At 67.9% G+C, this 11,638-nt stretch carries 14 protein-coding genes; 5 read left to right on the top strand and 9 right to left on the bottom strand.

Translation table 11 applies throughout. The features are described from left to right. Window positions 1–32 precede the first annotated feature (32 nt). From AJAP_RS17490 to AJAP_RS17465, 6 genes are all read right to left on the bottom strand, one after another. Window positions 33–1,364: a GH1 family beta-glucosidase gene (locus AJAP_RS17490; protein WP_038512951.1), complete on the bottom strand. Its 1,332-nt coding sequence runs from the start codon at window positions 1,362–1,364 to the stop codon at window positions 33–35. A 32-nt stretch (window positions 1,365–1,396) separates the two neighbouring features. Further along, window positions 1,397–2,236, bottom strand: a complete 840-nt coding sequence (locus AJAP_RS17485) for a carbohydrate ABC transporter permease (RefSeq protein WP_038512949.1) — start codon at window positions 2,234–2,236, stop codon at window positions 1,397–1,399. Further along, complete coding sequence (locus AJAP_RS17480) at window positions 2,229–3,185, bottom strand: carbohydrate ABC transporter permease (protein WP_038512946.1); 957 nt, start codon at window positions 3,183–3,185, stop codon at window positions 2,229–2,231. The genes AJAP_RS17485 and AJAP_RS17480 overlap by 8 nt, the downstream gene beginning before the upstream one ends. Then, entirely contained in the window at window positions 3,185–4,498 is a 1,314-nt protein-coding gene (locus AJAP_RS17475; protein WP_038512943.1) for an ABC transporter substrate-binding protein, read from the bottom strand. The genes AJAP_RS17480 and AJAP_RS17475 overlap by 1 nt, the downstream gene beginning before the upstream one ends. 143 nt (window positions 4,499–4,641) lie before the next feature. After that, window positions 4,642–5,166 carry a hypothetical protein gene (locus AJAP_RS17470; protein ID WP_228694969.1) on the bottom strand — a complete coding sequence of 175 codons (525 nt, stop codon included), beginning with the start codon at window positions 5,164–5,166 and terminating at the stop codon, window positions 4,642–4,644. Then, window positions 5,163–5,819 carry a GntR family transcriptional regulator gene (locus AJAP_RS17465; RefSeq protein ID WP_038512940.1) on the bottom strand — a complete coding sequence of 219 codons (657 nt, stop codon included), beginning with the start codon at window positions 5,817–5,819 and terminating at the stop codon, window positions 5,163–5,165. Before AJAP_RS17465 ends, AJAP_RS17470 begins: the two co-directional genes overlap by 4 nt. A gap of 102 nt (window positions 5,820–5,921) precedes the next feature. Here AJAP_RS17465 and AJAP_RS17460 point away from each other — a divergent pair, with 102 nt between their 5' ends. Both AJAP_RS17460 and AJAP_RS17455 read left to right on the top strand, forming a co-directional pair. Beyond that, window positions 5,922–6,353, top strand: a complete 432-nt coding sequence (locus AJAP_RS17460) for a VOC family protein (RefSeq protein WP_038512937.1) — start codon at window positions 5,922–5,924, stop codon at window positions 6,351–6,353. Between the two features lie 200 nt (window positions 6,354–6,553). Further along, window positions 6,554–7,033: a cupin domain-containing protein gene (locus AJAP_RS17455; protein WP_037338568.1), complete on the top strand. Its 480-nt coding sequence runs from the start codon at window positions 6,554–6,556 to the stop codon at window positions 7,031–7,033. Window positions 7,034–7,036: 3 nt separating this feature from the next. On the opposite strand, the gene AJAP_RS17450 is transcribed toward AJAP_RS17455, so the two are convergent. Further along, window positions 7,037–7,444, bottom strand: a complete 408-nt coding sequence (locus AJAP_RS17450; RefSeq protein WP_038512934.1) for a RidA family protein — start codon at window positions 7,442–7,444, stop codon at window positions 7,037–7,039. Between the two features lie 96 nt (window positions 7,445–7,540). Between AJAP_RS17450 and AJAP_RS17445 the strand changes: the two genes are divergently transcribed. Next, the gene (locus AJAP_RS17445; protein ID WP_016334585.1) at window positions 7,541–7,924 is read left to right on the top strand and encodes a winged helix-turn-helix transcriptional regulator; all 384 of its coding nucleotides are present in this window, start codon (window positions 7,541–7,543) and stop codon (window positions 7,922–7,924) included. Between the two features lie 80 nt (window positions 7,925–8,004). Further along, window positions 8,005–8,604, top strand: a complete 600-nt coding sequence (locus tag AJAP_RS42500; RefSeq protein WP_148311525.1) for a DUF6506 family protein — start codon at window positions 8,005–8,007, stop codon at window positions 8,602–8,604. Here AJAP_RS42500 and AJAP_RS17435 read toward each other — a convergent pair. Both AJAP_RS17435 and AJAP_RS17430 read right to left on the bottom strand, forming a co-directional pair. After that, window positions 8,601–9,095 carry a MarR family winged helix-turn-helix transcriptional regulator gene (locus AJAP_RS17435; RefSeq protein ID WP_038512931.1) on the bottom strand — a complete coding sequence of 165 codons (495 nt, stop codon included), beginning with the start codon at window positions 9,093–9,095 and terminating at the stop codon, window positions 8,601–8,603. The genes AJAP_RS42500 and AJAP_RS17435 overlap by 4 nt on opposite strands. A gap of 21 nt (window positions 9,096–9,116) precedes the next feature. Next, a complete protein-coding gene (locus AJAP_RS17430) occupies window positions 9,117–9,890 on the bottom strand; it encodes a maleylpyruvate isomerase N-terminal domain-containing protein (protein ID WP_084098213.1) in 774 nt (257 codons plus the stop codon). 299 nt (window positions 9,891–10,189) lie between these two features. On the opposite strand from AJAP_RS17430, the gene AJAP_RS17425 reads away from it, so the two are divergent. Beyond that, window positions 10,190–11,638 carry a DHA2 family efflux MFS transporter permease subunit gene (locus tag AJAP_RS17425; RefSeq protein WP_038512928.1) on the top strand — a complete coding sequence of 483 codons (1,449 nt, stop codon included), beginning with the start codon at window positions 10,190–10,192 and terminating at the stop codon, window positions 11,636–11,638.

The following is an 11,638-nucleotide window of genomic DNA, read 5'->3' as shown; positions in this document are numbered from 1 at the left end:
GAACGACCCTTTCATGACATACCGAAACCCCGTCAGCGTTTCCGGTGTTCCGCGATGATCTCCGCGTACCGGTGACCGCTCGCCTTGACCGTGCGGACCTGAGTGTCGTAGTCGACCCGCACGAGCCCGAACCGTTTGCTCAGCCCGCTGTCCCATTCGAAGTTGTCGAGCAGAGACCAGGCGAAGTAGCCCTTCACCGGAGCCCCGGCTTCAGCGGCCCCGGCCACCGCGCCCAGGTGTTCCTCCAGGTAGGCGATGCGGTCGGCGTCGTGGATCGAACCGTCCTCACCGACCTTGTCGTCAAAGGCCGCGCCGCTCTCGGTGACGTAGATGGCGCGAGCGCCGTACTCGTTGGCGAGCCGGTGGATCAGGTCCGCGAGCCCCTGTCCGTGGATCTCCCAGCCCATCGCCGTGGTCGCCGCGCCCTCGACCGGCACCTGCCGGGCACGGGGCGCGGGACCGCCCGGATCGTCCTCGACGATCTGCCGGAAGTAGTAGTTCAGCCCGTGGAAGCCGACCGGCGTCGAGATCACCTCGAGGTCGTTCCCGACCACGGGTGGTTCGACGCCGTAGACCTCGATCATGTCCGCCGGGTAGCCGCGGCCGTTCGACGGGTCGAGCCACCAGCGGTTGACATGCCCGTCCATCCGCTTCGCCGCCTCGACGTCCGCGGCCGAGTCCGACGCGGGCTCGATCCCGCTGAGGTTGACGACCAGGCCGACGTTGGCGGCGCGCGCGGCGTTGGCTGTGATCGCCTGCACGCCGAGGCCGTGCGCGAGCAGGAGATGGTGCGACGCGTCGACGGCCTGTTTGAGGTCTTTGACGCCAGGGGCGAACCGGCCTTCGAGATAGCCGAGCCAAGCCGAGCACAGGGGTTCGTTGACGGTGTTCCAGTCCGCGACCCGGTCTCCCAGCCGAGCCGCGACGACGGCGGCGTAATCGGCGTACGCGTAGGCCGTGTCGCGCTCCGGCCAGCCGCCAGTCAGCGCCGAGGGCAGATCCCAGTGGAACAACGTGGCGAACGGCCGGATCCCGGCCTCGAGCAACGCGTCGACCAGCCGGTCGTAGAAGTCGAGACCGGCCGCGTTGACCGTGCCGCGACCGGTCGGGATCACCCGCGGCCAAGCGACGGAGAAGCGGTAGGCGTCGAGGCCCAGTTGCTTCATGATGGCGAGATCCTCCGGCCAGCGCCGGTAGTGGTCGCACGCGACGTCGGCGGTGTCGCCGTTCAGGACGGCACCCGGGACCCGGACGAAGTCGTCCCAGATGGACGGGAGACGGCCGTCGGCGTCGACGGCGCCTTCCACCTGGTACGCGGCGGTGGCCGCACCCCACAGGAAATCGGCGGGCAGGTGCAGTTTCAAGACGGACCTCTCTGTACGGAGCGACGGGCGGGTCATTTCACGGCACCGGCGGTGAGCCCGGCGACGAGATAACGCTGGAGCAGAAGGAATCCGGCGACGACCGGGACGGAGACGATCAGGGACGCGGCCATGACCTGGTTCCAGTACACCTGGACCTGGGTGGAGTACTCCTGGAGACCGACGGCGAGGGTCCGCGTGCCCGAGTCGGTCATCACAGACGCGAACAGGACCTCGCCCCAGGCCGTCATGAACGAGTAGATCCCCACCGCGACGATGCCCGGCATGGCCGCCGGGACGACCACGCGGATCAGCGCGCCGAACTGCCCGGTGCCGTCGACCATCGCGGCCTCGTCGAGCTCCTTGGGGATCGAGTCGATGTAGCCGGCGAGCATCCAGATGGCGAACGGCAGCGAAAAGGTCAGATACGTGATGATCAGCCCGAGCCGGGAGCCGTACAGGACGATGCCGGTGGTGTTGCCGATGTTGACGAAGATCAGGAACAGCGGCAGCAGGAACAGGATGCCCGGGAACATCTGCGTGGACAGCACGGTCATCTTGAAGAAGTTCTTGCCACGGAAGCGGAACCGGCTCAGCGCGTACGCCGCGAAGATCGCGATCACCACCGAGAGGATCGCCGCCGAACCGGAGATCACCAGGCTGTTCACGAAGTACTCGGCGAGCGGGATGGTCTCCCAGATGTCGAAGAACGGCTGGATGGTCAGCGTCGTCGGGATCCATTCCCAGGTGCCCTGCACGTCCCCGAGCGGCTTCAGCGACGAAGAAACCATCGCGTACAGCGGAATCAGGGTGAACAGGGCGAGGAAGCCGAGGACGAATCGGCGGGCCCACGGGACCCAGCGAGGCTCAGACAACGGCGTTCCTCCTGCGCGCGGTCAGTCCCAAGTAGACGGTACTGACGATCAGCAGGAACAGCAGCAGAAGCACCGACATCGCCGAGCCGAGGCCGAAGTTCCAGGTCACGAAGGAGCTCTGGTAGATGTGGATCGAGATCAGCGACGCCTCCTTCGGCGCGGACGCTCCGAAAAGGACATAAGGCGTGTTGAAATCGTTGAACGTCCACAGGAACAGCACCAGCAGCAGAACCTGGTTGACCGGGCGCAGCATCGGCTGGGTGATCGCCCGGAACTGGCGCCACCAGCTCGCGCCGTCGATGGCGGCCGCCTCGTACAGCTCGCCGGGGACGTTCTGCAGCCCGGCCATCACGATCAGGAACGCGAACGGCCAGTTGCGCCACACCGAGACGACCACCAGCGACCAGAAGCTGTTGTCCCCGATGAGCCAGAAGGAATCGGTGCCCAGCAGGTCGTTCACCAGGCCGGTGTCCTTCTGGAACATGAACGACCAGGTGATCACCGCGGCGTACATCGGCAGCGCGTACGGCACCAGGAACAGCGTCCGGAGCAGACCGCGTCCGCGGAAGTCCTTCTGCATCAGCACGGCCGCCGACGTCCCGAAGAGCCAGCAGAACCCGACCGAAAGGACGGTGTAGAGGATGCTGATCCAGAACGAGCCGAGCAGCGACTTCCCCGCCGCCGCGTTGAAGTCCAGGACGAACTTGTAGTTGTCCAGCCCCGCCGCCGGGGCCGACGAGAAGTCCCGGATGGAGAACTGGGTGAGCTTGAAGAAGCTCATCACGAGCCCGGCGACCATCGGGATGAGGTGGACGAGCAGTTCGAGCAGGATCGCGGGAAGCAGGAGCAGATACGGCAGCGCGACCCGGCGCCGCTTGCGCCGGACACCCTGGGGGCCGGGCGCCCCGGCCGCCTTCACGGCCGGGGCGTCGTCGAGCGCGGTCGGCATCAACTACCGGCCGAGATCTGCTGGTCCGCCTGGTTCAGCTGGTCGCGGATCTTGGCCCCGTCGACCGGCTTGCCCGCCGCGACGTCGGCGAACATCCCCTTCATCGCGGTGCCGATCAGGGTCTCGAACTGCGATTCCTGCGGAACCTGCGGCATCGGCTCGGCCGAATTCGCGAGCACGTTCTGGAACACCTTGACGTCTTCGGTCTGGAACGCCGCGTCGCTGTAGGCGTCCTGGACGGTCGGCAGCGAACCGTAGGTCTTGTTGAGCAGCGCCTGCTCCGGTGCCGAGACCATGAACTTGACGAAATCCAGGGCGGCGTCGGGGTTCTTGGTGTTCTTGAAGACCGACATGTTGATGCCCGCGACGAAACTGGTCACCTTCCGGCCGTTCGGCGGCGCGGTGGCGGGGAGCGGAATCGGCGCGACACCGAGGTTCGCCATGTCCATCCCGATGTTCTTGAACGACCCCGCGGAAGCCTGGTTCATGAACATCGCGGCCTTGCCGTCCGACAGGTCCTTGAGGGATTTGGCGGTGTCGGCGTACTCGGCGTTGGCCGGGTTGACGATCTTGTCCTTCTGCATCAGGTCGACGAACTGCTGCACGGCCGCGACCGACGGATCCGACGCGAGCTGCGGTTTGCCCTCGGCGGTGAAGAACTGCGCACCCTGCTGAGCGCCGAGGATCGCCGCGTGGTGACTGTTCTCCGTGACCTGGCCGGCTTGCAGCGACAGCCCCCACTGGCCCTTGTCGGGTTTGGTGAGCTTCTTGCCGTCTTCGACGAGCTCTTCCCAGGTGGCCGGCGGCTTGGTGATGCCGGCCTCGGCGAAGAGTTTCTTGTTGTAGTACAGGCCGTACGCCTGGCCGTAGAGCGGTACGCCGACCGGTGGCTGCCCGCTCGCCCCGGTGGCCGCCAGCGACGGGCCGAGGAACCGCGACTTCCCGCCGACCTTCTCCAGCGCGGCGTCGTCGAACGGCAGGAACGCCCCGGTCGCCTGCAACGAGGCAGACCAGGTGTTGCCGATGTTGAGCACGTCCGGCCCCTTGCCGGACGTGGTGGCCGCGAGGATCCGGTTGAGCAGATCCGTCCACGGGACGACCTCGAGCTTGACCTTGATCCCGGAGGCCTTCTCGAACTTGTCCAGTTCGGGCTGCAGGACGGCCTTGTCGTTGTCGAGACTGGTGCCCTGGTTGGACGCCCAGTACACGAGCTCTTTGGGAGCACTGGACGACGTGTCGCCGCCGCCGCACGCCGTCGTGGCGGCGGCCGCCAGCGCCAGGACGAGCGCGGGAGCGATCTTTCCGATTCGCATCGATGGTCCTCGGGGTGAGTGGCCAAGCCGCGTCCGGAGCCTGTGACCCGGGACACGCCTTATTTCAGGGCTTGAGTTAAGCCGTGGCCCACCTTGGCGTCAAGACCCAGGGCACCATTTCGTCCACCTCGCCGCCGTATCGGTCACCAGGGGGTTCCGCCCAGGGTCGCGGGACCGTGATCGACGGTGATCACCTTCTCCATACGATAGGCGTCCAGATCGTTGTGAAGCCAGGACTCCCCCGGCCGGGCACGGTGGAACCGGAACGTCCCGTTCGTACTGTTGGCGCCGACGACGCACCGGACGGGGACCGGCGCAGCCTTGGCGATCTCGAGCGCGAACCCGAGGCCGTGACGCAACATCAGGATCTGATCCGCTTCGGAGATCACCGGTTCGCCGTCGGGCAGGCTTCCCGCTTCGATCGGCAGGTGGTCTTCGAGATGGAAGCTGCTGACGAAGCACTCCCAGCCGGTCAGGTCGGCCTGCCTTCCCGGCGGCCGTCCCGCCCAAGCGGGGATGCCTCCGAGCGTGACCACTTCACCGGCAAGCTCGACCCCGTCGGCGATCATCTCCCGCAGCCCCGGCGCCAACCGGTCGAGCGGTAACGCATCCGCCGGGCCGAGTGCGGCGGCGGCCAGGTCGTTGAACCGGATATTGAGCACGGTCACTTACCGGTCAGCACGTCGAAGGCTTCCCCGCGGTGGACGGCGAAAAGTTCGAGCGCCTTCTCGCCATCACGGGCACGAAGCGCCGACGCCAGCCGACGATGCTCGGCCGGAATGCTCGTGAGGTAGCCGTCGGAGCTCACGCCGATCCGGGTCAGCAGGAACAGGTACACCTGGGAGCGGATCGCCTGCCACGCCTCGACGAGCCGCCGATGCCCGGACGCGGCATAGACCGCGTCGTGGAAGTCGATGTCGCAGCGGACCATCTCGTGCTCGTCACGCGCCCGGTCCATCCGGTCGACGACCTCGTCGATCGCGGCCAGATCCGCCTCCGGCGCGTTCGCGACCACGAGCCGGACGGCGAGCTGTTCCAGCGCCGAACGCAGGCTGTCGAGTTCCGCGACGTCCACATCGGACAGCGTCGTGACGATCGCGCCGCGATGCCATTCACTGCGGACCAGGCCCTCGCGCTCCAGTTTCAGCAACGCCTCGCGCACGGGACCGCGGCTGACGCCGAGCGCCGCCGAAAGCTCGACCTCGCGCAGCTGCGCGCCGGGCGGATAGGCGCCGCCGAAGATGGCGTCCCTGACCCTGTCGGCCACCTCGTCCGCCAGCCCGCGACGACGCGCCGGCACCACCCTGCCGGGTTCGCTCATCCTCATCCTTCCGCCGGAACGGCCGATCGTAGCGACCTCGCACTTTGTCCTAATGTTAACATTGCGACAAGTGCTTCGCCCCGCCGGAAAGGATCCCTCGAAATGACCGTCCTCGACTCCCCCATCCCGCGCTTCCACCTCGCCATGCCCGTCGACGACCTGGCCGCCGCGCGCACCTTCTACGGCGAAGTCCTCGGCCTCGAGCAGGGCCGCAGCTCCGACACGTGGATCGACTGGAACCTCCACGGCCACCAGTTCGTCACGCACCTCGCCCCGGAACGGCCGCAGCGGATCCACAACCCGGTCGACGGTCATGACGTGCCCGTCCCCCACTTCGGGCTGATCCTGACCGTGCCGGAGTTCAAGAAGCTCGCGGACCGGCTGCGCGCCACGGACACCTCGTTCGTCATCGAGCCCTACGTCCGCTTCGAGGGCCAGACCGGGGAGCAGTGGACGATGTTCCTGCTGGACCCGGCGGGCAACGCGCTGGAGTTCAAGGCTTTCGCCGACGACTCGCAGGTCTTCGCCGCCTGACCTAGGGGCGCGCAAGTCCGTGAAGGCCTCCTTGAGGGACCCAGAGTCCCTCAAGGAGGCCTTCACGGACAGTCCGCCGCATCGATAACTTCCGCATTATCGATCAGTGCGGGTTTCCGCGTTGATCACCTTCCGCCCCCGGGAGAGGCTGGGTTCTGTCAGCGAGCCTGCTGAACACGAAGAACCAAGGAGACGCCACCATGTTCGACCCCATCCTCCTCCGGGCCGCCGACGCCGAGATCGTCAGCGACGCGCCGGGCAGCGAGATCACGCTGCTGGCCGACTCGGACACCACCGACGGGGGCTTCACCGCGAACCGCGCGACCCTGAAGGACGGCGTCTTCGGCACCCCGGCCCACTTCCACACCCGCGCGACCGAGTTCTTCTTCGTGCTCGAAGGGAAACTCCAGGTCCTCGTCGAGGAAACCTTGCACACCCTGGAAAAGGGCGACTTCCTCGCCGTGCCGCCCAGGGTGCCGCACGCGTTCGGACCCGCCGCCGGATCGGACGCGGACGTCCTGGTCACCTTCACGCCGGGCATGGCCCGCTTCGACTACTACCGGCTCCTTGACCGGGTCGCGCGCGGCGAAGCGGACCCCTCGGAGATCGCCGCGTCCTCGAAGCAGTACGACAACCACTACGTCGACAGCCCCATCTGGCGCGCCGCGCGCGGTCAGTGAGCGTCAGTCGATGACCGCGGTCGCCTCGACCTCGACGAGGTGCTCGGGCACGTCGAGTGCCGCGACACCGATCAGCGTTCCCGGCGGGACCGGGGTGCCGCCCAGTTTCGCGGCGGCCCGGTCCACGCCTTCGAGGAACAGCGCGAGTTTGTCCGGCGTCCAGTCGACGACGTAGACGGTTATCTTCGCGACGTCGTCGAAGGTGGCGCCGGCCCCGGCGAGCGCGGTGCCGATGTTCAGGTAGCACTGCTCGACCTGGGCGGCGAGGTCCCCTTCGCCGACAAGGGCCCCGTCGGCGTCCCAGGAGACCTGCCCCGCGATGAAGACCAGCTTCGACCCGGTCGCGATCGACACCTGCCGGTAGGCGGGGATCTCCGGCAGTCCCGCGGGATTCACCAGGGTGATGCTCATCCGTACTCCCTCGTAGGTCACTTGTGGTTACCCAGGAACTGTAGGAGAGTGTGCGACGACCTGGAAGAACGCACTTTTTCGTGACTGGGGAACCTCATGGTGACCAAGCAGCTCAACGGTTCGGACGACGCCGATCTCCTGCGGGCGGACTCACTGGCGCGCGAGATCTTCTCCGACGTCGCCAACAAGTGGGCGCTCCTGATCATCGAAACGGTCGGCGACCGCACGCGGCGGTTCACCGAGTTACGCGACGACATCGAGGGCATCAGCCACAAGATGCTGACCCAGAACCTGCGCATGCTGGAGCGCAACGGCCTCCTTGAGCGAACCGTGCATCCGACGGTGCCGCCGCGCGTCGACTACACCCTCACCGAGGCGGGCCACGGTCTGCGCGCGACGGTCGACGGGATGTGCGACTGGACCCACCGGTTCCTCGGCCACATCGAGAACTCGCGGCGCCGGTTCGACGCTCCCGCCTGAGCTTTCCGGAATACACGGCGATCCCGCCCGGTTAACCTTGGTATCAAGTAGTTCAATACCAAGCTAACTGGGTGGGTGTCATGAGCGAGAACATCGATCTGTTCCTCTTTCTCGAGCCGGGTTCCGACCCCGGAACCGACCGGGTGACACAAGACCTCGGTGATGCGGAGGCCCTGCTCGTCTGGGTTCCGGACGGCGCCGCCGCCGCGAAGGTCGCGGCCGAGGCGGTGACCGACGGCGCCCGGCTCATGGAGCTGTACCGCGGTTTCGACCTCGCTTCGGCCGCTCAGGTCATCGAGGCCGTCGGCGGCCGGGCCGCGGTCGGCGTCGCGGGGTACGGGGCACCGGCTCCGCGGCCGATCCGCGATTCCGCCACCGTCTTCGTCGGGCATCCGAGCGCCGATCCGGCGAAACACCGCCTGGTCCGCGAGCACGCGGGCGGCGGCAGGACGACAGTGGTCTCGGTGCCGGACTCCCCCACCGCGGTCCGGATCGCCCTCGAGCTGGCCGACGCCGGGACCGAGGCGATCGAGATCTGCGGTGGCACCTCACTGACCATCGCCCGCGACGTCGCGGCGGCCGTCGGCGACCGGGTGCCGGTGAGCCTCGTGGCCTGGCCGGTCGACTCGATCGAGCGCGCGGCCGCGTACAAGGCGGAGTTCGAGGCGGAAAACGTCTAGCCCGCTTCGGCGTGCAGGAGGAGCTTCTTCAGCAGCGTGGCCAGCGTCCGCCGTTGCGCCGGGCTGAGCGGCGACAGGATGTCTTCGTCGGCGACGAGGACGGCGTCCAGTGCCTTCGCCGCGAGGTCGGCCCCGGCCTTGGTGAGCCGGATCCGGACCGCGCGGCGATCCTCGGGATCGGAGTGGCGCTTCACCAGGCCACTCCGCTCCAGCCGGTCGAGCCGCGCGGTCATCGCGCCGGAGGTGATCAGCGCGGTCTCCGCCAGATCCCGCGGATGCGTCCCGCCGGGATCGTCGCGGCGCCGGAGGGTGTTCAGGACGTCGAAGTCGGCATAGCTGAGACCGAACGGCCGAAGTGCCTCGACGACGGCCGCCTGGCCGTGCCCGGCGGTCCGGAACAACCGGCCGACCACCTGCAGGGCGCTGACGTCGAGCGCGCCGTCGCTGGCGGCCCACTCGTCGACCATGCGGTCGATGGAATCCTTCGGCACCGCGAAAGCCTAACCGTGCGCTCAGGGCAGCCGCACGACACGCAGGAAAGCGGGCAGCAGCCACGGTCGCGGACCACCGACGACGACCTTGCCCGTCAGCGCGGAACGCACCTTGCCGACCCGGTGGAACAGCATCAGGTTCAGCGACGGCGGATCGAACGAGATCCGCGCGTCGACCGGGCCTCCGGGCTCCTCGACGCTCACCCGTCCCCGATGCAGCACCAGCACGACAGGCGACGTGTACGCCGACCGGAACGCCACGGCGATCCGTCGTTCTCGCGGCGGCTCGTCGGTGTCGAGGAGATGCCCGATGTCATGGCTCAGCACGCCGACCAGGAAGAGATCGAAGAACAAAGCCGCGTCGGACGGCGGAATCGTCCACGGCAGCTTCAGCACCCTGGCGATGTCCCAGCCGTGGATCTGCAGTTCGTTGACCAGATGGGCGAGCACACCGGCCAGCGGCACCTTCGAATCCCCGAGCCAGTCCAGCGAGGTCGCCGGGTCGGCGTCCTCGGTCACGCGCAGTACTTCTTCGATGTCCGCGAGCAATCCGGTCACCAGCACGCCGAGGTCGCGTTCGGGAAACTCCCGCAGCACCAAGCCGTTCAAAACGGAAACCGTGTCCACAGTGGTCTTTTCGACCTGGCTCTGACCGCGGGCGTCCAGCACCGGGGCGCCGTCCGGGCGCACCAGCGCCGTGTACATCTTCGCGATCATCGCGACGTGGGCGACCGTTTCGGCCACCGTCCACTCCGCGGTGACCATCGCGGCCGGATCCCGGACGCGCCCCACCATTTCCGCGAATCGCGCACCCGTCACCCGATAGGCTCGCCGCACCGAATGCCATCGTTCCGCCGTGATCGCTCTGGTCACAGGCCGATTTTATCGTGCCACCACGGAAAATCCGTTCCGCCGACGTGCGGTCCGAGGCCGCCCGAACGGGCAGTGACCGTACTCACTACGGAAATTCACGTGACAGGCACGGACCGGCACAGGCAGACTGAAGGACGAATTCACCCTCGCCTTCGCTGTCACCGTTGCCGTCGTCGAAGGCGGCCCACGCGGACCCGCGCCCTTCCAGGAGCCCTTCACTGATGACCGAGACCCTGCCCGAAACCACCCACGACCAGGAACGGGCACCGGCGAAAGCCGGGCTCCTGATCGGGGTCCTGGTCCTGTCCGCGTTCGTGATGATCCTCAACGAGACCATCCTGAGCGTCGCGCTGCGTGACCTGACCGTCGACCTCAAGGTCCCGACCACCACCGTCCAGTGGCTGACCAGCGGCTTCCTGCTGACCATGGCGGTCGTCATCCCGACCACCGGGTTCCTGCTCGAACGGTTCACCCCGCGCCAGGTCTTCCTCGCCTCGCTGACCCTGTTCAGCACCGGCACCCTGGTCAGCGCGCTGGCCCCGGGCTTCGCGCTCCTGCTGACCGGCCGGGTCATCCAGGCCTGCGGTACCGCGGTGATGCTGCCGCTGCTGATGACCACGGTGATGCGCCTGGTCCCGGTGGAGAAACGCGGCGCCACGATGGGCACGATCACCATCGTCATCGCGGTCGCCCCGGCGATCGGCCCGACCATCGGCGGTGCCGTGCTCTCCTCGCTCGGCTGGCGCTGGATGTTCTGGATCGTGCTGCCGCTCGCGCTCGCCGCACTGGTGGTCGGCATGCTGCAGCTGCGGCTCGGGAGCGACACCCGCAAGGTTCCGCTGGACGTGCTGTCGGTGATCCTGTCCGCCGTCGGTTTCGGTGGCGTGCTGTACGGCCTGTCCGTGTCCGGCGAGTCCGCGGGCGGGCACCAGCCGGTGCCGCCGTGGGTGCCGATCGTCGTCGGGGCCGCGGCGCTCGCGGTGTTCACCTGGCGCCAGCTGCGCCTGCAGAAGGAAGATCGCGCGCTGCTGGACCTGCGCCCGTTCACCCACCGCAGTTTCGTCGTCTCGCTGGTGCTGACGGCGCTGCTGTTCATGTGCCTGCTCGGCGCCGCGGCGATCCTGCTTCCGCTGTACCTGCAGACCGTCCTGCGCACCAGCACGTTCGTCAGCGGGCTCGCGGTGCTCCCCGGCGGTCTGGTCCTCGGGTTGCTCGGCCGCCCGGTCGGCGCGTTGTACGACCGCCTCGGCCCCCGGCCCCTGGTCATCCCCGGCGCAGCCGCGATGGCGGTCTCGCTGTGGCTGTTCGCGCTGCTCGGCCCGGAATCACCGCTGATCGCGGCCATCGCCATCCACGTCCTCCTGATGGGCGGGCTCGGCCTGATGATGACCCCGCTGATGACCGAGTCTCTCGGGTCGCTGCCCGAGCACCTCTATTCACACGGCAGCGCGATCCTCGCCACCCTGCAGCAGCTCGCCGGCGCGCTCGGCACCGCCATGTTCATCGCGGTGGCCACGGCGAGCACGACCACGGCCGGGGCGACCAGCCCCGACTCGGCGGGTATCCGCACCACGTTCATGGTCGCCGGTTGCATCGGGCTGGCCGCGTTCGCCGGTTCGCTGTTCGTCAAGAAGAGCGCCGGCGGCACCCCGGCCGCCGCTCACCACTGA

This window comes from Amycolatopsis japonica, from assembly GCF_000732925.1.
Classification (GTDB): Bacteria; Actinomycetota; Actinomycetes; order Mycobacteriales; family Pseudonocardiaceae; genus Amycolatopsis; species Amycolatopsis japonica.
The sequence above is the reverse complement of the archived record's forward strand: the minus strand, read 5'-3'. Positions and strand labels throughout refer to the sequence as shown.